The organism is Pseudomonas bananamidigenes (assembly GCF_001679645.1).
Classification (GTDB): Bacteria; Pseudomonadota; Gammaproteobacteria; order Pseudomonadales; family Pseudomonadaceae; genus Aquipseudomonas; species Aquipseudomonas bananamidigenes.
The window spans coordinates 65274-85507 of the sequence record NZ_LRUN01000058.1 but is presented as its reverse complement, the minus strand read 5'-3'; the positions used below and the strand labels follow the sequence as shown (position 1 = coordinate 85507).

General features: G+C 59.5%; 21 protein-coding genes. 13 read left to right on the top strand and 8 right to left on the bottom strand.

Annotated features, from left to right (window positions below; genetic code table 11):
* Nucleotides 1-250 precede the first annotated feature (250 nt).
* Together BBF94_RS28035 and BBF94_RS20615 are read left to right on the top strand one after the other, a co-directional pair.
* On the top strand, nucleotides 251-397 hold the full coding sequence (locus BBF94_RS28035) for a hypothetical protein (protein ID WP_176704484.1): 147 nt from the start codon (nucleotides 251-253) through the stop codon (nucleotides 395-397).
* Nucleotides 398-688: 291 nt separating this feature from the next.
* Nucleotides 689-2101, top strand: a complete 1413-nt coding sequence (locus BBF94_RS20615; protein WP_065260814.1) for an amino acid permease — start codon at nucleotides 689-691, stop codon at nucleotides 2099-2101.
* A 108-nt stretch (nucleotides 2102-2209) separates the two neighbouring features.
* Here the strand turns inward: BBF94_RS20615 and BBF94_RS20610 are convergent, their stop codons facing one another.
* The gene (locus BBF94_RS20610; protein ID WP_065260813.1) at nucleotides 2210-3559 is read right to left on the bottom strand and encodes a serine hydroxymethyltransferase; all 1350 of its coding nucleotides are present in this window, start codon (nucleotides 3557-3559) and stop codon (nucleotides 2210-2212) included.
* A 432-nt stretch (nucleotides 3560-3991) separates the two neighbouring features.
* Between BBF94_RS20610 and BBF94_RS28195 the strand changes: the two genes are divergently transcribed.
* Genes BBF94_RS28195 through BBF94_RS20600 form a run of 3 tightly spaced genes read left to right on the top strand, consistent with a single transcriptional unit; the run spans nucleotide 3992 to nucleotide 5562 of the window.
* Complete coding sequence (locus BBF94_RS28195; RefSeq protein ID WP_225875077.1) at nucleotides 3992-4216, top strand: hypothetical protein; 225 nt, start codon at nucleotides 3992-3994, stop codon at nucleotides 4214-4216.
* Nucleotides 4122-4694, top strand: coding sequence for a helix-turn-helix transcriptional regulator (locus tag BBF94_RS20605; protein ID WP_225875076.1), 573 nt, complete (start codon nucleotides 4122-4124; stop codon nucleotides 4692-4694). The genes BBF94_RS28195 and BBF94_RS20605 overlap by 95 nt, the downstream gene beginning before the upstream one ends.
* Nucleotides 4684-5562, top strand: coding sequence for a queuosine precursor transporter (locus tag BBF94_RS20600; protein WP_065260812.1), 879 nt, complete (start codon nucleotides 4684-4686; stop codon nucleotides 5560-5562). Before BBF94_RS20605 ends, BBF94_RS20600 begins: the two co-directional genes overlap by 11 nt.
* A gap of 72 nt (nucleotides 5563-5634) precedes the next feature.
* Here the strand turns inward: BBF94_RS20600 and queC are convergent, their stop codons facing one another.
* Complete coding sequence (gene queC / locus BBF94_RS20595) at nucleotides 5635-6333, bottom strand: 7-cyano-7-deazaguanine synthase QueC (RefSeq protein WP_065260811.1); 699 nt, start codon at nucleotides 6331-6333, stop codon at nucleotides 5635-5637.
* A 243-nt stretch (nucleotides 6334-6576) separates the two neighbouring features.
* Here queC and arfB point away from each other — a divergent pair, with 243 nt between their 5' ends.
* A complete protein-coding gene (gene arfB, locus BBF94_RS20590) occupies nucleotides 6577-6990 on the top strand; it encodes an alternative ribosome rescue aminoacyl-tRNA hydrolase ArfB (protein WP_065260810.1) in 414 nt (137 codons plus the stop codon).
* On the opposite strand, the gene BBF94_RS20585 is transcribed toward arfB, so the two are convergent.
* The 6 genes from BBF94_RS20585 to phhA all read right to left on the bottom strand — a co-directional run bounded on the left by BBF94_RS20585 (nucleotide 6987) and on the right by phhA (nucleotide 11412).
* Complete coding sequence (locus BBF94_RS20585; protein ID WP_065260809.1) at nucleotides 6987-8174, bottom strand: MFS transporter; 1188 nt, start codon at nucleotides 8172-8174, stop codon at nucleotides 6987-6989. The two genes, arfB and BBF94_RS20585, sit on opposite strands and share 4 nt — an antisense overlap.
* Nucleotides 8175-8270: 96 nt before the next feature.
* On the bottom strand, nucleotides 8271-8453 hold the full coding sequence (locus BBF94_RS20580) for a hypothetical protein (protein WP_065260808.1): 183 nt from the start codon (nucleotides 8451-8453) through the stop codon (nucleotides 8271-8273).
* A gap of 73 nt (nucleotides 8454-8526) precedes the next feature.
* Nucleotides 8527-8658: a hypothetical protein gene (locus BBF94_RS28250; protein WP_263970169.1), complete on the bottom strand. Its 132-nt coding sequence runs from the start codon at nucleotides 8656-8658 to the stop codon at nucleotides 8527-8529.
* A 257-nt stretch (nucleotides 8659-8915) separates the two neighbouring features.
* Entirely contained in the window at nucleotides 8916-10109 is a 1194-nt protein-coding gene (locus BBF94_RS20575; RefSeq protein ID WP_065260807.1) for an amino acid aminotransferase, read from the bottom strand.
* On the bottom strand, nucleotides 10109-10465 hold the full coding sequence (locus tag BBF94_RS20570) for a 4a-hydroxytetrahydrobiopterin dehydratase (RefSeq protein WP_003222798.1): 357 nt from the start codon (nucleotides 10463-10465) through the stop codon (nucleotides 10109-10111). The genes BBF94_RS20575 and BBF94_RS20570 overlap by 1 nt, the downstream gene beginning before the upstream one ends.
* 110 nt (nucleotides 10466-10575) lie before the next feature.
* Nucleotides 10576-11412, bottom strand: a complete 837-nt coding sequence (gene phhA / locus BBF94_RS20565; protein ID WP_082302448.1) for a phenylalanine 4-monooxygenase — start codon at nucleotides 11410-11412, stop codon at nucleotides 10576-10578.
* A 225-nt stretch (nucleotides 11413-11637) separates the two neighbouring features.
* Between phhA and BBF94_RS20560 the strand changes: the two genes are divergently transcribed.
* From BBF94_RS20560 to flgK, 7 genes are all read left to right on the top strand, one after another.
* On the top strand, nucleotides 11638-13203 hold the full coding sequence (locus BBF94_RS20560; protein WP_065260805.1) for a sigma-54-dependent transcriptional regulator: 1566 nt from the start codon (nucleotides 11638-11640) through the stop codon (nucleotides 13201-13203).
* A gap of 220 nt (nucleotides 13204-13423) precedes the next feature.
* Nucleotides 13424-14164, top strand: a complete 741-nt coding sequence (locus BBF94_RS20555; protein WP_065260804.1) for a flagellar basal body rod protein FlgF — start codon at nucleotides 13424-13426, stop codon at nucleotides 14162-14164.
* A 45-nt stretch (nucleotides 14165-14209) separates the two neighbouring features.
* The gene (gene flgG / locus BBF94_RS20550) at nucleotides 14210-14995 is read left to right on the top strand and encodes a flagellar basal-body rod protein FlgG (protein WP_011333017.1); all 786 of its coding nucleotides are present in this window, start codon (nucleotides 14210-14212) and stop codon (nucleotides 14993-14995) included.
* 53 nt (nucleotides 14996-15048) lie between these two features.
* A complete protein-coding gene (gene flgH / locus BBF94_RS20545) occupies nucleotides 15049-15744 on the top strand; it encodes a flagellar basal body L-ring protein FlgH (RefSeq protein ID WP_065260803.1) in 696 nt (231 codons plus the stop codon).
* 27 nt (nucleotides 15745-15771) lie between these two features.
* The gene (locus BBF94_RS20540) at nucleotides 15772-16860 is read left to right on the top strand and encodes a flagellar basal body P-ring protein FlgI (RefSeq protein ID WP_065260802.1); all 1089 of its coding nucleotides are present in this window, start codon (nucleotides 15772-15774) and stop codon (nucleotides 16858-16860) included.
* 11 nt (nucleotides 16861-16871) lie between these two features.
* Nucleotides 16872-18164, top strand: a complete 1293-nt coding sequence (gene flgJ, locus BBF94_RS20535) for a flagellar assembly peptidoglycan hydrolase FlgJ (RefSeq protein ID WP_065260801.1) — start codon at nucleotides 16872-16874, stop codon at nucleotides 18162-18164.
* Nucleotides 18165-18185: 21 nt separating this feature from the next.
* Nucleotides 18186-20231 (top strand): flagellar hook-associated protein FlgK, encoded by a 2046-nt coding sequence (flgK, locus tag BBF94_RS20530; RefSeq protein ID WP_065260800.1) that lies wholly within the window; start codon nucleotides 18186-18188, stop codon nucleotides 20229-20231.
* Nucleotides 20232-20234 lie beyond the last annotated feature (3 nt).

Below are 20234 nucleotides of genomic sequence, written 5' to 3'. Positions count from 1 at the left end.
CGTCAATCTCCGCACCAGGCTCCGGTTGGTGTGGAGTGGAAAATTTCCGTTACGCAGTGTCAGCCGATATTTACGGAAAAGTCGCCGTAGCCCCGTGAATCGGATGCGTCTGTCAGGCTGTAAGGAAAATCTGCCGGAACCCGTCCCGCCGGGCCTTGCGCAGGGCTCTGGCGTGCTTGTTTCAGGCTCGTTTGAAAGGTGAGATGCGCCCCATGCCTGTCGTGCAGGTGCATAACAAGAAGGAGGCGCAATGAACGCCGATATCCATTTTCACTTCTCTTCGTGGGGCGGATTGACCATCGTCCACGCCGATGGCCTGCAAAGGCCTGACTCAATTTTTGCAGCCGTCCGGGTCGCCCGGGACGGACACACGCAATCCCGGCAACCGGCTCGCTGATCCAGCGGGGTCTGGCAGCAGGGGGTTAGCGGTGTACAATGCGCCGCGTTTTAACTGTGACCCTCTGCGTAATCGCGCAAACCTCAAGGCTATCCGCCTTGTTCACTCCGCCGCGTCACGAGCGTGTCGGGTTCGATTTCGTCACAGACAAGAACAAACAGGTGACGCATGACCGTTGTAAGAAAACTGAATGCCTGGTGCTTGCGCTGGGGTTTGATCAGGGCTGGCTGAAATCGCAACCTTGCAGCAACGTCTACTGAACATCATCAAACCTTGTGTGAGACCTTTTTCATGAGTGGACAAAACTCGCAATCAGGCGAGCTGAAACGCGGCCTGAAAAATCGCCATATTCAACTGATCGCCCTTGGCGGCGCGATCGGCACCGGATTGTTCCTCGGCTCGGCGGGGGTGCTGAAATCCGCCGGCCCGTCGATGATCCTCGGCTATGCCATCTGCGGCTTCATCGCCTTCATGATCATGCGCCAGCTCGGCGAGATGATCGTCGAAGAGCCGGTGGCCGGTTCCTTCAGCCACTTCGCGCACAAATACTGGGGCGGTTTCGCCGGTTTCCTGTCGGGCTGGAACTGCTGGATCCTGTACATCCTGGTGGGCATGTCGGAGCTGACAGCCGTCGGCAAGTACATCCACTACTGGGCGCCGGACATCCCGAGCTGGGTCACCGCGGCTGCGTTCTTCCTGCTGATCAATGCGATCAACCTGGCCAACGTCAAGGTTTTCGGTGAGGCCGAGTTCTGGTTCGCGATCATCAAGGTCGTGGCCATCGTCGGCATGATCGCCCTGGGCAGCTACCTGCTGGTCAGCGGCCATGGCGGCCCGCAGGCTTCGGTCAGCAACCTGTGGTCCCACGGCGGCTTCTTCCCCAATGGCGTCAGCGGTCTGGTGATGGCCATGGCGATCATCATGTTTTCCTTCGGTGGTCTGGAAATGCTCGGTTTCACCGCAGCCGAGGCCGACAAGCCGAAAACCGTGATCCCGAAAGCGATCAACCAGGTGATCTACCGGATCCTGATTTTCTACATCGGCGCACTGGTGATTCTGTTGTCGCTGACCCCGTGGAACAGCCTGCTGGATACCCTCAATGCGTCGGGCGACTCCTACAGCGGCAGCCCGTTCGTTCAGGTGTTCTCGATGCTCGGCAGCAACACGGCTGCGCACCTGCTCAATTTCGTGGTGCTGACTGCAGCGCTGTCGGTGTACAACAGCGGCACCTACTGCAACAGCCGCATGCTGCTGGGCATGGCGGAGCAGGGCGATGCGCCGAAAGGTCTGGCGAAGATCGACAAGCGCGGCGTACCGGTGCGTTCGATTCTGGCTTCGGCGGCGGTCACCCTGGTGGCCGTGCTGCTCAACTATCTGATGCCTCAACATGCGCTGGAACTGCTGATGTCGCTGGTCGTGGCGACGCTGGTGATCAACTGGGCGATGATCAGCTTCTCGCACTTCAAGTTCCGCCAGCACATGAACAAGACCAACCAGAAGCCGCTGTTCAAGGCGCTGTGGTACCCGTACGGCAACTACATCTGCCTGGCGTTCGTGGCGTTCATTCTTGGCGTGATGCTGCTGATCCCGGGCATCCAGATCTCGGTGTATGCGATTCCGGTGTGGGTCGTGTTCATGTGGGGCTGCTATGTGATCAAGAACAAACGTGGCGCGCAGCAAGCGTTGCACGCCGCCGTGAAGTAACGCGGCGATCACACACATCAAACCCGGCCTGGCGCCGGGTTTTTTGTTTTCGCGGATTCTGCAAGTGATCCCGAACGCTTTCGGTTTCAGGGGTAGGGATTCTGCACGTTACGCGTAATCGGCAATGGGATAGAGCGTGCACAACGCTTCGGTCTGCAAGCGGAATTGTTCCTTCGCGGCAGGCTCCAGTGCGTAGTCCCGCTCACCCAGCGGTGTCACCTTGTCGAGGATCCGGCACATCAAATCGACAATCTGCCGGCATCCTCGCCGGTCGATGTGGCGTTGTGCAATGGAGCCGGTGCCGATGCGCAATCCGCTGGTCACGGAGGATGACCGAAGCTCGCCAGGGACGCGGTGCCTGTTCACGATGATTCCGCATTGCTCCAGCGCCGATTCTGCAATGGAACCGGTGATGCCGCTGCGCAACCGGAGCAGAACCGTATGGTTTTCACTGCGTCCGCCCACCACTTCATAGTCATGTGCTTGAAACGCAGTGGCCAGTTCATCGGCCGAGTTGCGGATCCGCGCCATGTACGCGTCGAACTCAGCCGACATGGCATGCCCCAGTGCCGCCGCCTTGGCCGCGATCATGTTGACGGCCGGCGCACCTTGCATGCCGGGAAACACAGCCTGGTCAAGGGCGCGGTTGAAGGTCGTCCTCAGACCGGGAACCTTGGTATTCGCATCCCGGCCGGAAAGGATCAGGCCGCCGCGGGGACCCATGAGTTGCTTGTGAGTGCAAGTGGTGGTGACGTGCGCTACGTCAATCGGGCTTGGATGACGCCCGGTGGCAACCAGGCCGGCGATATGCGAAATGTCGGCGAGCAGGATGGAGCCGGCCTCGTCGGCAATTTCGCGGAACCGCTCGAAGTCCACCACCCGCGAGTAGGCGCTCGCACAGCACATGATGATGCGCGGGCGATGGGCGAGAGCCAGCGTGCGAACCTCATCGTAATCGATCAGGCCTTCGGCGGTCGTACCGTAACGGATCGCTTTGTAATGGTCGCTCGAGAATGCCGCAGTGCTGCCATGAGTCAGGTGGCCGCCATGTTCGACGGCCATTCCCAGCAGCGTGTCTCCGGGTTCGAGCAGGCCGGTGAGCACCTGGTAATTGGCGTTCGATGCCGAGTGTGATTGCACGTTGGCGTACTGAGCGCCAAACAGCTCCCGGGCTCTGCGGATGGCCAGCGACTCGACCAGGGTGACGTTTTCGCATCCGGCGTTATAGCGTCTGCCGGGTGTCCCTTCGGCCGTCACATTGACCAGTGCCGATGCGGAGGCTGCCAGGGTGCGTGGGTTTGCAGCGCAGGCGGAAGAGACCAGTGACAAGGTCTGGTGCTGGCGTGTGACTTCGGCGTCGAGAATCTGCGCGAGTTCGGCGTCTTGCGCTCGCAGGTCTGCCAGGCCGCGCCGCAGCAAGTCGGCCTGGGTCGTAAGCTGTTGAGTATTGACCGGCATTGTCTGTATTCCTTCCCTGTGTGTTGCGCGCAGCCAGCAACCGCGCGACTTTCCCGTTTTGCCTGTGGCGACATCCCTGTATTGCCAAACCTGTGCAGGCGGATCCGTGTCACGGCGTCGCTGCACACAAAACCAACCTCCGTACAGACCGTCAGTGTCTGTTTTCCTCTGCGTGTCGCTGAAGGGGAGGCTGCCCGAAGCATCATAGTTTTTTTGCTTGCGAACGCTAGAAGAATTAATCAAAAAAATGAACATTCTTCAAAGAAAATGATTCTTTTTGTCGGGGGAGGGTGTAAAAGCTGAAGAGGCCGTCGCTGCGTTCGTCGATGAAAAGGATGGGGAAAGGAACGAACAAGTCGGTACATATTGCCAGGCGGGCTGCGAGGTTCAACGAGCCACCAGGGGTTCAGTAATTCCTGGATGGAGGATGTTATGATCGCTCGCGATTTTGACAGGGATGCAGTTGTAGTCATCTGCCTGGGTAATTATTCAGGGTGTGATGTCTTTACAGTTACCAATGGGCGGCAGGCAATTCATGCACAGAAGAGAAAGATCGGAGAATCTGAAAAACAACATCAAATACCTGATAAAAAGTCGTGGGGAGACACAGTTGTCCTTGTGCAACTCCAGTGGTCTGACCAGAACAACCATCTATAACATCCTTGAGGGGAAAGTGGTCAATGTTCAACAGTCCACGGTTCGCAAGATTTCCGATTTCTTTGGCGTTTCTTATGAAGAAATAGAAACGATCGATTTTGAAGAGAAGGAAATAATAGAAAGCAGTATTTCGCCGCAGGGGAACATGAACCCGGCGGCGGTGCCTGTCCTGAAAGAGAGTCTGCTGATCCAGAATCTGGACAAGAGGATTGGCGAATTGGCCACGATTCATCCATTGACCTATTACTTCGGCACCTCCTTCAATTTGATCGGTGTGCTGTTGGAACACGAGATCAGTGGGCTGAATGAGCCGGGCGATCTATTGATCGTTCAGAAAGGCTCCTCGAGCAGCGGCAGGGAAAAGCTGGTGTATGACAAGGTCACGAAAAGGCTGGCGATCACCAGGGAGATCGGCGTCGCCACGGATCGCATTCGTGTTGTCGGGGATATCATCGAGGAACGATTTAATGGGTTGTAGTGTTGGAATGGAAAACAGCAAGTACAAGCTATTGGGGTTTGAGAACGAAAAAAGCCTGGCCGTCATCATGGTGATTGCGACAGGCAAGATAATAAAGATAAAGCTGAGTGAAGTGTTGAATAGTGAGATTATGGATAATCTGAACAAGCTGGAAATAAAGAATCTGTACAAGAAGTTCTATTCTCAGGGCGGGGCGCTGACAGCCTATGAGTTGAATGATCGTCATGAAAGTTCATGGATGATTTACATCATTCTGAATCTCATGTTGTTTACCCTGTATATCTTTACCAGCATCGCCGCGACAAAGCCTATCTATCTGGCGTTTTTCGATATCATCGTGACGCCGGGGACGTTTCTGTATCCGCTGACATTTCTGATCGTCGATCTGTTGAATGAAACGTTCGGTCTCAGACTCGCGCGCAAAGCCATTCTCTTTGCGTTCATCAGCAACGCGGCCATCATCATTCTGCTGGCCATCACGACTCATCTTCCCGGTTTGCCGGGGTGGAAGCTGGACGGGCCTTACAATGATGTCATTGGTCAGCTGTCTTCCGTTCTGGTGGCATCCTCAGTTTCATTTCTGGTGTCCGAAAACATAAACTCGTATCTACTCTGCAAAATCAAGGAACTCACAAACTCCAGGTTCCTGTTTCTGCGCGTATTTTTAAGTACGTTGTTTGCGGTGATTATCGACAGTTTTCTTTTCTGCTTTATCGCGTTCTATGGCGCGATGGAAACCAGCGCGATATTGAACATGATCTATGTTCAGATCGCGATAAAGGTGGGTTTTGCTTTCTTTAATGTCTTGCCGGCTTACGGGGCAAGATCATTGTTCAAGAAGTATTTGACTGGAAACCAGGCACAGTAATAACTGCCGTCGCTCACCGGGACGTGATGGCTGTCATGTCCGGTGAGCGTCTGTCGCTGTACGATCGGATATTCAGTTCAGCGCAAGTTTTTCTTTCAGCTTGCGCGCGACCTGATCCTTGTTGTTCAGGAATTCGGCGAGCCCTTTGGCACGAAGATTACAGGCGTCGCAAGTGCCGCAGCCGCTGCCAGTAATGCCGTTGTAGCAGGTCAAGGTCTGGTCGCGGATGAATTCCAGTTTGTGATGGTAATCGGCCAGGGCCCAGGTTTCCGCCTTGTTCAGCCACATCAGCGGTGTTTCCAGGGTCAACTTGTAGTCCATGCCGAGTTCAAGGGCTTTGTTCAGCGCCTTGACAAAATCATCCCGGCAGTCCGGATAACCGGAGAAGTCTGTTTCGCAAACACCGGTAATGACGGTTTTTGCCTGCACCTGATACGCATAGATCGAAGCCAGGGTCAGGAAAAGAATATTCCTGCCCGGTACAAAGGTGCTGGGCAGGCTGTCGCCCGAGCTGTTCATGGTCGGTACTGGAATGTTGTCGCGTGTCAGGCTGCTGATCGCCAGTTCATTCAGCAGGGAGACGTCCATGGTCTTGTGCACGGTCACGCCAAGTTCTTTTGCAAGTTGCTGTGCAACTTCGATTTCCGCGCGATGGCGCTGGCCGTAGTCAAAGGTGATGCAATGGATTTCATCGTAGCGGGTCAGGGCATGGATCAGGCAGGTTGTCGAGTCCTGTCCGCCACTGAATACGATGACCGCTTTGTTGCTCATGGTTATGCTTCCTGCATTGAAAGGTTAAGTGCGATGGATCGAGCAACAATCGGGGGAAGTGGCTGCTCTGCCGGGACGACATTCTACGGAGTGCAGTGCTCGATGGCACGGCTTGTTGACCGGGGGTGGACGGGGAGTTCCTCCTGGCGCTTTGTCGTTTCAGTCGTAAGTCGCCCTGTATAGTGAAAAGGCCCGTTATCCGGGAGCTGTCGGGCGACAGTCAGCTTTCACAATGAGAATGCAATGCTGAAGATTTCCAATAACGTGCATCTGCCGGATGCCGAGATCGAGCTGACCGCCATCCGTGCCCAAGGGGCCGGTGGGCAGAACGTCAACAAGGTCTCCAGCGCCGTGCACCTGCGCTTCGATATTCCCGCCTCATCCTTGCCCGAGTTTTACAAGGAGCGGCTGATGGCGCTACGCGACAGTCGTATCACCAGCGACGGCGTGTTGATCATCAAGGCCCAGCAATACCGTACTCAGGAACAGAATCGCGCCGATGCGCTGGAGCGTCTCGTTGAGCTGATCCTCAGCGCTACCAGAGTCGAAAAGAAGCGCCGCCCGACCAAGCCGACGCTGGGCTCGCAGAAGCGTCGGCTGGAGTCCAAGAACAGGCGCGGCAGCATCAAGGCCGGGCGGGGCAAGGTGGATTTCTAGTCTTCGCGATACTTCGAGGTATGTCGAAACAGATAGACGCTCAGCATCAGGCCGCTCAGCGCAGCGATGGCGGCGAACAGGAAGATCGAGGCGAAGCCGAAGCCTGCCGCAATCGCCCCGGCCAGCGGTCCGGTGATCCCCAGCGACAGATCGATGAACAGCGAGTAGGCACCTACCGCGGCTCCGCGGCTGGAGGCTGGCACCAGATTCACCGCTTCCACACCCAGTGCCGGGAACACCAGCGAGAAACCGAAACCACTCAATGCCGCACCGGCCAATGCCCAGTGTGCATCGGGCGCCAGCCATAGCAACAACAGGCCCAGGGTTTCCACCGACAGGCAGGCAATCGCGACGCGAAAGCCACCGAGGCGATTGATCAGGTTGCCGAACAGCAGGCGCGCACCGATGAAGCTGGCGCCGAACAGGCTCAGGCACAGCACGGCGTTATCCCAGTGTTGCGTGGCGTAATACAGGGTGATGAAGGTGGCGATGGTGCCGAACCCGATCGAACCCAGTGCCAGGCCGCAACCGTGGGGAAAAACGCGCCCCAGTACGTGCATGAAAGGCAAACGCTCGCCGGCGACAATCGGCGCAGCAGTCTTCGGCCAGGCCAGCAGCAGGCCCAGCGATGCGAGCAATAGAATGCTGACGCCCATGCTCCACAGACCGAAATGGCTGACCAGCCAAACCCCCAGCGGCGCCCCGATGGCCAACGCGCCGTAACTGGCGATGCCGTTCCATGAAATGACTTTGGCCGTGTTGGACGCGCCGACGCGGCCGATGCCCCAGCCGATCGATCCGGAGCCGACCAGGCTTTCGGCGCTGCCCAGCACCAGACGCCCGATGAACAGGCTGATCAGGCTGAGCAGCGGCAGGTTGGGCGTCCAGGCCGAAATCAGCATGAACACGCCGCTCAAGCCACAGCCTGCCAGGCCAATCATCACCGCACGTTTGCTGCCCTGATTGTCAATGATCCTGCCGGCGTACGGACGGCTGAGCAGGGTGGCGAGGTATTGCACGCTGATCACCATCCCGGCGATGACCGCACCGAAGCCCAGGTCGCTATGGACATACCCGGGCAGTACGGCGAGTGGAATGCCGATATTCAGGTAGCCGATGAAAGTGAAGAGGACGATGGAAACGACTTGCAGCGTGACCGCCAAGGGGCGCCGGGGTTCTGGCATAGGGGACGACATGGGGTAACGATCCACGGGAAGAGCAGAATAGATAGGCTGCTCATGATACCGATGTGGAGGCGTCTGCGGCGGGGAAAAGTAAAACTATTTGGCCGGGGCGACCAGTTGCGTGGTGACCAGGGCCGCGAGGGCATTTTCTTCGCTGCCGAAACGGGCGAGCAGGGCGGCCTGTTTTTCGGGTGAGAGGCGGCTCCAGATCTCGATCATCTTCTCGGTGGCGCCGATAAGGATTTCAGCCTGTTGTTCGTTGAAGGATTCGTCGGTCATGGCGGGCTCGGTTTCAGGCAGTGTGGAAAGCGCATGTTAGCGCTTTCCACACGGTCTGTACGGCGGGTGTTACTTACTCTTCGCTGTCGGCCGGACGGCTTTCGGCGGCTTCTTTCGGCTCGGCCTGTTGGGTGCCGGCTGGTTGCGTGGTCGTCTGCTCAGGTACGTGCAGGCTCGGGAAGGGGAGATTGGGAATCTCATGCATGGTTGCGCTCCTCGCTAAGTCTGTTGATAGATCTGGTAGATCCGCGCTTTCAGAAAGCCTGCGAAGGATACAGCAGGAAAAGTGACAATCAGATTTTTAAATCCATTTGTTGCGACAAATGGCCACATAGGGGCAACACACAAACCATTGTGGGAGCGAGCTTGCTCGCGAAGAGGCCTTCTTGGCCGACAAATGTGTCGACTGATCCGGCGCTTTCGCGAGCAAGCCCGCTCCCACAGGGTTGTGCGGTGTTTGGACTATTTACAGACGTTGGCGATCGCTTCGGCCAGCAGATCGAGGCGCGTCGCATCGATCCCTGCGACGTTGGCCCGGCCCGAGCTGACCATGTACACGCTGTGATGCTCGCGCAGGTCTTTCACTTGTTCCGGTGACAAACCGGTGTAGGAGAACATCCCGCGCTGTACGCCAATGTGTGCAAAACGCTCGCGCAGGCCATGCGGCTCCAGCGCTTCCACCAGGCCGCTGCGCAACTGGGCGATGCGCAGACGCATGGCTTCCACTTCGTCGGCCCAGCGGCGTTTCAGCTCCGGGTCGGCGAGGATCGTGGCGACGACGGCCGCGCCGTGATCCGGTGGTGTCGACCACAGGTTGCGGGCGATATGCGCCAGTTGGCTGCGGACGTCGATGAGCTTGTCGGCGGTTTTCGCACAGACGATCAGCGCGCCGGTACGGTCGCGGTACAGGCCGAAGTTCTTCGAGCAGGAGCTGGTGATCAGCAGCTCGGGCAACTCGGCGGCGAACAGCCGGGTCGACCACGCATCCTGCTCCAGGCCATCGCCGAAGCCCTGGTAGGCAAAGTCGATCAGCGGCAGCAATTCGCGGCGACGCACCACGTCCAGCACCCGGTGCCAGTCGTCGTGACTCAGGTCGAACCCGGTCGGGTTGTGGCAGCACGCATGCAGCAGCACCACATCGCCTTTCGGCACTTCGTTGAGCACGGCCAGCATGGCATCGACGTCGAGACGGTTGTCGCTGCCGACGTACGGGTAATGACTGATCCTGACGCCGGCCGCCGCGAAAATCGTTTCGTGAATCGGCCAGGTCGGGTTGCTCAGCCAGACGCCCTTGCCCGGCAGGCACTGGGCGATGAAGTCCGCCGCCAGACGCAGGGCGCCAGTGCCGCCCGGGGTCTGGGTGGCGCCGGCGTGTTGCTGGGCGATCAGTGCCGAATCGGCACCGAGCACCAGCTCATTGATCAGCTTGCCGAACAGAGGGTTGCCGTGACCACCGATGTAAGTCTTGGTGTCCTGGCTTTCGATCAGGCGCGCCTCGGCGATTTTCACCGCCTCGGGAATCGGTGTCAGGCCCTGGGCATCCTTGTAGACGCCAACGCCGAGGTCGAACTTGCGCGGGTTGGTGTCCTGCGCATAGGCCTCCATCAGGCCCAGGATCGGATCGCCGGGCACCCGGCCGATGGCGTCGAAGTGCATTACTTGCGTCCTTCTGCAGTCTTGGCCACTTCGTCGGTGCGTGCGGCCATGATGAAGTCGTTGCGGTGCAGGCCTTTGATCGAGTGGCTCCACCAGGTCACGGTGACTTTGCCCCACTCGGTCAGCAGACCCGGGTGGTGACCTTCGGCCTCGGAGATCTCGCCGACGGCGTTGGTGAACGCCAAGGCGTGCTTGAAGTTCTTGAACAGGAAGACTTTTTCCAGCTGCATGATGCTGTCGCGCACTTCGATGTTCCAGTCAGGGATCTGCTTGATCAGGATCGGCAGTTCTTCATCGCTGACCTGGGGAGCATCGGCACGGCACGCTTCGCAATGGGCTTGGTTCAAAGTGGACATGGTGTACTTCCTGAAATCGAGAGGTGTTTTTTTATATTGGCTGTCAATGTCGCCACGCTAAACCAAAGTGGCGACGACTGACAGATTCACTTGTAAGCAAAAGTCGCGGTTCAGGCGGCTTTTGGTTTTGGCGGAAATTTCGGTGCGTGCAGACCCAGCTGCATGCCTTGCTTGACCATGCCCATGATGTCTTCGTGGGCGAGATCGAACAGGCGCTTGAGGTTCGGCAGAACAAAGTACAGCGGTTGCAGGATATCGATGCGATACGGTGTGCGCATGGCTTCCAGCGGATCGAAGGCCTGGTGCTCGGGTTCGTCCGACAACGAGTAAACGGTTTCTTTCGGCGAAGACAGGATGCCGCCGCCGTAGATGCGTTTGCCTTGCGGGGTGTCGACCAGACCGAACTCGATGGTCATCCAGTACAGACGCGCCAGGTACACGCGCTCTTCCTTGGTGGCTTGCAGACCAAGCTTGCCGTAGGTGTGGGTGAATTCGGCGAACCAGGGATTGGTCAGCAGCGGGCAGTGACCGAAGATCTCGTGGAAAATATCCGGCTCTTGCAGATAGTCCAGCTCTTCACGGGTACGAATGAAGGTGGCCACCGGAAACTGTTTGCTGGCGAGCAATTCGAAAAAGGTCTGGAAAGGGATCAGTGCCGGGACGCGGGCGACCTGCCATCCGGTGGTCTCGCCGAGCACCTTGTTGATCTCGCCCAGTTGCGGAATGCGGTCATGGGGCAGACCGAGTTTTTCGATGCCGTCCAGGTATTCCTGGCAAGCGCGACCCTCGACCACTTTCATCTGGCGGGTGATCAGCGTGTTCCACACCGCATGTTCTTCGGCGGGGTAGTCGATAAAACCTTGCGCATCGGGCTCGCGGGCCACGTATTGCGTCTGCTTCATACTGCTCTCCTGCGAGGGGAATTCGTTCTTGTTATGTCCTGCCATGGACTGAGAAATACCTCAGCGCGTGCCGTGTTGCAGCAAGGTTGATGAGCCGTCGAGTAGGAAAAGTCTCCATAATTCGTAAAATTATCGTTACGCCTTGTGCGATAAGTCGTGATTGCGGTGATTTGCAGGTTTGAAACGACCTGTGTCTGTCACATAATCTTGACGACTATCTTGCGGGCGACCGAGAAAATTCCGCCCCCTCCACCTGTTTCGGGCCTTTATATGCGTATCAAAGTCCATTGCCAGAACCGCATCGGCATCCTGCGCGACATTCTCAATCTGCTGGTGGAATACGGGATCAACGTCGCTCGCGGCGAAGTCGGCGGAGAGCACGGCAATGCGATCTACCTGCATTGCCCGAACCTGATCAATCTGCAGTTCCAGGCGTTACGGCCCAAGTTCGAAGCCATCGCCGGCGTCTTTGGCGTGAAACGAGTGGGATTGATGCCCAGCGAGCGTCGGCACATGGAGCTGAACGCGTTGCTCGGGGCGCTGGAGTTTCCGGTGCTGTCGATCGACATGGGGGGATCGATCGTGGCCGCCAACCGCGCGGCGGCGCAGTTGCTGGGAGTGCGGGTGGATGAAGTGCCGGGGATTCCGCTGTCACGGTATGCCGAGGATTTCGATCTGCCGGAGCTGGTGCGCGCCAACAAATCGCGGATCAATGGCATGCGGGTCAAGGTCAAGGGGGACATTTTTCTGGCCGACATCGCGCCGCTGCAATCGGAGCATGACGACAGCGAAGCCATGGCTGGCGCGGTCCTGACGCTGCACCGGGCGGATCGGGTCGGCGAACGCATCTATAACGTGCGCAAACAGGAGTTGCGTGGTTTCGACAGCATCTTCCAGAGCTCGAAAGTGATGGCGGCGGTGGTGCGCGAAGCCCGGCGGATGGCGCCGCTGGACGCGCCTCTTTTGATCGAGGGTGAAACCGGCACCGGCAAGGAATTGCTGGCGCGGGCCTGTCATCTGGCGAGCCCGCGCGGCCAGTCGCCGCTGATGGCGCTCAACTGTGCGGGGCTGCCGGAGTCGATGGCCGAGACTGAATTGTTCGGCTACGGCCCCGGCGCCTTTGAAGGTGCGCGTGCCGAAGGCAAGCTCGGGCTGCTGGAGCTGACGGCGGGCGGCACGCTGTTCCTCGATGGTGTCGGCGAAATGAGTCCGCGCTTGCAGGTGAAATTGCTGCGTTTCCTGCAGGACGGCTGTTTCCGGCGTGTAGGCAGCGATGAAGAGGTTTACCTGGATGTGCGAGTGATCTGTGCCACCCAGGTGGACTTGTCTGAACTGTGTGCGAGAGGGGAGTTTCGCCAGGATCTGTACCACCGCTTGAATGTGCTCTCGCTGCACATCCCGCCGCTGCGCGAATGCCTCGACGGACTCACGCCGCTGGTGGAGCACTTCCTCGATCAGGCCAGCCGGCAGATCGGTTGCCCGCTGCCGAAACTGTCGCCGGCGGCCATGGACCGACTCAGTCATTACCATTGGCCGGGCAACGTGCGACAACTGGAAAACGTGCTGTTCCAGGCGGTTTCGCTGTGCGATGGCGGGACGGTCAAGGCTGAGCACATCCGCCTGCCGGACTATGGCGTGCGTCAGCCGCTTGGCGATTTTTCGCTGGAGGGCGGGCTGGACGAGATTGTCGGGCGTTTCGAGAAGGCGGTGCTGGAGCGGTTGTATTCCGAGCACCCGAGCAGTCGGCAACTGGGCAAGCGGCTTGGGGTTTCCCATACGACCATTGCCAACAAGTTGCGAGAGTACGAAGTCGGCAAGGAGTCAGGCAACGCCTGATCACTCCCACACTGATCAGGGGCAGGGTCAGGTGTTTGCCGCGAAGCGGCATGACACCGCCGGTTTTTCGTCTTCGATACATTTCCCTCAATCCCGCGAAACCTCGCAAGTCCTTTGTTTATCGGGCCCATGGCCGCCAGGAAAAAGTTGGTCTGCAAATTGCTTATGGCTCAGCAGTACAGCAGTGGGCGGCAAACGTCCGGCATGCAGAGGAAAGAGTGTGGACAAGTACCTTTATGTGGCAATGACCGGCGCCAGCCAGAACGCACTGGCGCAAAAGGCTCATGCCAACAACCTGGCGAACATCTCCACCAATGGCTTTCAGCGCGACCTGGAACAGGCGCGTTCGATGCCGGTGTTCGGTGACAGCTTTCCGGCGCGTGCGTTTGCCATGAGCGAGCGGCCCGCCACCGATTTCACCCAGGGTTCGCTGGTGCAGACCGGTCGTGACCTGGACGTGGCCGTCAGCGGCAACGGCTTCATCGCCGTGCAGAACCCCAACGGCGGCGAAAGCTACGTGCGCACCGGCAGTCTGAACATCGACGCCCTTGGCGTACTGCGCGCCGGTAACGGCATGCCGGTCCTGGGCAACGGCGGACCGATCGCCATTCCGCCGGAGCAGCAGGTGGAAGTCGGTGAGGACGGCACCATCAGCATTCGTGCGATGGGCGAAGGCCCGCGTGTCATGGCTGAAGTCGACCGGATCAAGCTGGTCAACCCGGACATCAAGAACATGAACAAGGGCCTGGACGGTTCGATCTACACCAAGGACGGCCAGCCTGCGCCGGCCGATGCCAACGTCAAGCTGGTGTCGGGTTTCCTGGAGTCGAGCAACGTCAATGCCGTGGAAGAGATGACTTCGGTGCTGGCTCTGGCCAAGCAGTTCGAGTTGCACGTCAAGATGATGAACACCGCCAAAGACGACGACCAGGCCATGGCTCGGGTCTTGCAGATCAGCTAATTATCAGAACGTCGCGCCGTAAAACAGGCGCACGAGGAGAATCGAATGCTTCCGGCTCTATGGGTTGCCAAAACCGGTCTGTCCGCCCAGGACACCAACCTGACCACCATTTCCAACAACCTGGCCAACGTGTCGACCACGGGTTTCAAACGTGACCGCGCCGAGTTCCAGGACCTGCTGTATCAGATCAAGCGTCAGCCAGGTGCCCAGTCGACCCAGGACAGCGAACTGCCGTCGGGTCTGCAAGTGGGGACCGGTGTGCGCATCGTCGGCACCCAGAAAAACTTCACCGCCGGCAGCCTGCAAACCACCGAGCAGCCGCTGGACATGGCCATCGACGGTCGTGGTTTCTTCCAGATCCTGCAGCCGGACGGCACCACGTCCTACACCCGTGACGGTACGTTCCACCTCGATTCCAATGGCCAGATCGTCAACGCCAGCGGTTTTGCCCTGGAGCCGGCGATCGTCATCCCGAACAACGCCCAGACTTTCACCGTCGGCCGTGACGGCACCGTGTCGATCACCGTGGCCGGCAACCCTGCCGCCCAGGTGATCGGCAACCTGCAGACCGCAGACTTCATCAACCCGGCCGGTCTGCAAGCCGTGGGCAACAACCTGTTCCTGGAAACTGCCGCTTCCGGCGCGCCGCAGGTCGGTACTCCGGGCCTGAACGGTTTCGGTACCACTCTGCAGAACACCCTGGAAACCTCCAACGTCAGCACCGTGGAAGAGATGGTCAACATGATCACCACTCAGCGTGCCTACGAGATGAATTCCAAGGTGATTTCCACCGCCGACCAGATGCTCTCGTTCGTAACGCAGAATCTGTAATCAAGTCTATGAGGCGGCCATGAGGCTGCCTGCAACACCGTGAGGTAAGGGTCATGAAGCGCTTTGTATCTATTGTGGCATTGAGCGGGGTCGTCTCGCTCGCGGGCTGCGTCGCTCCGACGCCCAAGCCCAATGACCCTTACTACGCCCCGGTGTTGCCGCGTACGCCGTTGCCGGCGGCCGCCAACAACGGCTCGATCTATCAGGCCGGTTTCGAACAGAACCTGTACAGCGACCGCAAGGCGTTCCGGGTCGGTGACATCATCACCATCACCCTGAACGAGAAGACCCAGGCCAGCAAGAACGCCAACTCGCAAGTGGCCAAGAACAGCAAGACCGGCATCGGCCTGACTTCGCTGTTCGGCGGCAGCGGGACCACCAACAACCCGTTGGGCGGCAATGACCTGAGCCTGGACGTCGGCTACAGCGGCGATCGCGCGACCAAGGGTGACAGCAAGGCGGCCCAAGGCAACACCCTGACCGGTTCGATCACCGTGACCGTCGCCGACGTGCTGCCCAACGGCATCATCGCCGTGCGCGGCGAGAAGTGGCTGACCCTCAACACCGGCGACGAGCTGGTGCGGATCGCCGGCCTCGTGCGTGCCGATGACATCGCTACCGACAACACGGTGTCGTCGACCCGGGTCGCCGATGCGCGCATCACCTACTCGGGCACCGGTTCGTTTGCCGATGCGAGTCAGCCAGGCTGGTTCGACCGTTTCTTCCTCAGCCCGCTGTTCCCTTTCTAGGTGGCCAAGTTGAATTTCAAGAGCCTCATGGTGGCTGCCGTTTTGTTGTCGGCGGCCTTCAACGCACAAGCCGAGCGGCTGAAAGATATCGCCAGCATTTCCGGCGTGCGTTCCAACCAGTTGATCGGCTACGGCCTGGTGGTCGGGCTTAACGGCACCGGTGACCAGACCACGCAGACCCCGTTTACCCTGCAGACCTTCAACAACATGCTCTCGCAGTTCGGCATCAAGGTGCCGCCGGGATCGGGCAACGTGCAGTTGAAAAACGTCGCGGCGGTGTCGGTCAGTGCCGATCTGCCGGCGTTCGCCAAGCCGGGTCAGCAGGTCGACATCACGGTTTCGTCCATCGGTAACTCCAAGAGCCTGCGCGGCGGTACGCTGCTGCTGACCCCGCTCAAGGGTATCGACGGCAACGTCTACGCCATCGCTCAGGGCAACCTGGTGGTGGGCGGTTTCGATGCCGAGGGCCGTGACGGTTCGAAAATCACCGTCAACGTTCCGTCGGCCGGTCGCATCCCCGGCGGTGCATCGGTGGAACGCTCGGTGCCGAGCGGTTTCAACCAGGGCAACAGCCTGACGCTGAACCTCAACCGTTCCGACTTCACCACCGCCAAGCGCATCGTTGACAAGATCAACGACATGCTCGGTCCGGGCGTCGCCCAGGCGATCGATGGCGGTTCGATCCGCGTCACTGCACCGCTCGATCCGAGCCAGCGCGTCGACTATCTGTCGATCCTGGAAAACCTCGAAGTCGATCCGGGTCAGGCGGTGGCGAAAGTCATCATCAACTCCCGTACCGGCACCATCGTCATCGGCCAGAACGTGAAGGTTTCGCCGGCTGCCGTGACCCACGGCAGCCTGACCGTGACCATCACCGAAGACCCGATCGTCAGCCAGCCGGGCCCGCTGTCCAACGGTCAGACGGCCGTGGTGCCGCGCTCGCGTGTGAATGCCCAGCAGGAAGCCAAGCCGATGTTCAAGTTCGGCCCGGGCACCACCCTCGACGAAATCGTGCGTGCGGTGAACCAGGTCGGGGCGGCGCCGGGTGACCTGATGGCCATTCTCGAAGCACTGAAGCAGGCCGGCGCGTTGCAAGCCGACCTGATCGTGATCTGAGGACGCCGCCCATGGATATGCGCAAGAGCGGTCTGGTCAGCAGCAGTGATTCGGGTTCCTACTCGGACCTCAATCGCCTGAACCAGCTCAAGGTCGGCGACAAGAACAGCGACGCCAACATGCGCAAGGTCGCGCAGGAATTCGAATCGCTGTTCCTGGGCGAGATGCTCAAGTCGATGCGTTCGGCCACCGAGGCACTGGGGCAGGACAACCCGATGAACACGCCGGCGGCCAAGCAGTATCAGGAAATGTACGACCAGCAACTGGCGGTATCCCTGTCCCGTGAAGGGGGTGGTATCGGCCTGGCCGACGTGCTGATGAAACAGATGTCGAAGAACAAGCCGATGGCGCCAGGCGAAGCCGCCGCCGCGTCCGCTGCCAAACAGCAGGAAGCGCTGGCCAGGGCTGCTTCGGTGGAAACGCCGATTGCTGCTGGCACTGTGGCCACCAGCGGTCCGCTGTCGCGCCTCAATGGCGAACGTCCGTTGTGGGCGTCGCGTTCGGTGCACGCGCCAAACACCCAGCTTGCCCATCGCAATGACATGGAAATGATCAACCAGCGTCGCCTGGCGCTGCCGCCGAAGCTGGCAGACCGCCTGCTCGCCGGCCTCGTGCCTTCGGCCACGAACGCTGCGACGACGCAACTGCCGCAGCGCGACACGATGGCAGCTGCCACCGGTTCCGGCCCGCTGTACAACGGCGACTGGCTGGCCCGCGCCGAGGCGGACAAGGCTTCCGGCGGGCAGATGCAGATCTACGGTCGCGCCATGGCGCAGATTCCGCTGGCGCCGGCCAAGCGTGCGTTCAGCAACGCCGACGAATTCGTCAACACCATGCTGCCGATGGCCAAGGAGGCGGCGGCGCGCATCGGCGTCGATCCGCGCTATCTGGTGGCTCAGGCCGCGCTGGAAACCGGCTGGGGCAAGTCGGTCATGCGCGCTCAGGACGGCACCAGCAGTCATAACCTGTTCGGGATCAAGGCCAGTGGCAACTGGAAGGGCGATTCGGCCCGGGCGATCACCAGCGAATTCCGTAACGGGCAGATGGTCAAGGAGACGGCGGAGTTCCGTTCCTATGCCTCATACAAGGACAGCTTCCATGATCTGGTGACGTTGCTGCAGAGCAACAATCGCTATCAAGAAGTGTTGAGGTCGGCCGATAACCCAGAACAGTTTGTACGCGAATTGCAAAAGGCCGGTTATGCGACCGACCCGCACTACGCGACGAAGATTTCGCAGATTGCCAGGCAGATGACCGTCAATCAGAACTACGCTGCGGCCGGCGTTTCGACGACGCCCTTATAAACACAAGGTAAGGTTTGAATCATGAGTTTGCTCAATATCGGGATGTCGGGGTTGGCTGCCAGTTCATCCTCTCTGGCTGTGACAGGTAACAACATTGCCAACGTCGACACCGCCGGTTATTCGCGCCAGCAAACCGTGCAGGGCACCAAATCCTCGATCCAGTACGGCAACGTATTCATCGGTACGGGCACGACCCTGGCCGACGTGCGCCGGGTGTACAACTCCTACCTGGAAACCCAGCTGCATACCGCCACGTCGCTCAACAGCGAAGCAGCGGCGTACGGTGGGCAGGCGACCGCGCTGGACAGCTCGTTGTCCAACACCGACACCGGCCTGACCGGCGTACTGCAGAAGTTCTTCACATCGATGCAAGGTGTCGCGACGTCGGCGACCGACGACACCTCCCGTCAGTCGGTGCTGACCGGTGCGCAGGCCCTGACCAGCCGCTTCAACGCGCTGGCCAAACAGCTGAACGATCAGAACACCACGATCAACGGCAACCTCGGCGACATGGCCGCCCAGGTCAACAAACTGGCCACCTCGATTGCAAATCTCAACCAGAAGATCGGTGAAGTTTCCACCAGCGGCGGCCAGCCGAACGATCTGCTCGACAGCCGTAACGAAGCCGTGCGCCAGCTGTCCGAGCTGGTCGGTGCGCAAGTGGTCGAGCGTGGCACCAGTTTCGACGTCTACGTGGGCAGCGGCCAGCCGCTGGTCGTCGGCAATACCACTAACACCCTGAGCACGGTGCCGAGCAAGGACGACCCGTCGCGCATGGGCATCCAGATGGATCGCGGCTCAAGCACCATCGACATCACGTCGGTGATCAGTGGCGGTGAAATGGGCGGTCTGCTGACCTATCGCAATGAAGTGCTCAACCCGTCGCTCAACGAACTGGGTCGCGTAGCGCTGGTCATTGCCGATCAGATGAATCGCCAGCAGGCCCAGGGCATCGACAAGAACGGTGACTTCGGTGCACCGATCTTCAACGACATCAACAGTGCCGCGCTGATCAGCCAGCGCAGCATTGCCTCGGCCGGCAACAGCGCGGGTTCGGGCAACCTGAATGTCACCATCAAGGACACCGGCAAGCTGACCACCAGCGATTATCAGGTCACCTTCACCAGCGCCACCAACTACACGGTCAAGCGCTCCGACGGCACCGATCTGGGCTCGTTCAGCACCACGACCACGCCGCCGCCAGTGATCGACGGTTTCACCCTGGCCCTCAACGGTGGCGCGATGAGCGCCGGCGATACTTTCAAGGTGACACCGACCCGTGACGCGGCCACCAACATTCAGACCGTGCTGACCGATCCGAAGAAGATCGCGGCGGCAGCACCCTTGACCGGCGTGGCCAGTACCAACAATTCCGGCACCTACACCCAGCCGACACTGGTCGACACCATCGACATCACCAACCCGGCTTCCCAGGCCGAGTTGCAGAACGCGCTCAAGTATTCGACGCCGGTCAAACTGGTCATGGGGGCGGTCACCAGCGGCAGCCAGTCGTACAACATGGTCGATGCCAAGGGCAACACCATCGGTAGCGGCACCATCGTGCCGGGGCAGGCCAATACCCTGAACCTCAAGATCGGCATGGTCGACTCCACCGGTGCTCCGGTGATGGACACCTCGGTCACGCCGAACGTGCAGAAGACCTTCACCGTGCAGACCACCGTGGGTGCTACCCCGAAAGCCGGCGAAACCTTCACGATCAACCTGACCGGCGCCGCCTCTTCGGACAACCGCAACGCCCAGGCGCTGGTCGGCCTGCAGACCAAACAGACCGTCGACACCGGCACTGGCAGCAAGGGCATCAGCCTGACCGATGCCTACAACAAGCTGGTGACCAACGTCGGTACCAAGGCGGCCCAGAGCAAGTCCGACAACGAAGCCACTTCGGTGATCCTCGATCAGGCCCAGGGGGCGCGCAACTCGCTGTCCCAGGTCAACCTCGATGAAGAAACCGGCAACCTGGTCAAGTATCAGCAGTACTACACCGCCTCTTCACAAATCATCAAGGCTGCGCAGGAAACCTTCGCAACGCTGATCAACAGTCTTTAAGGA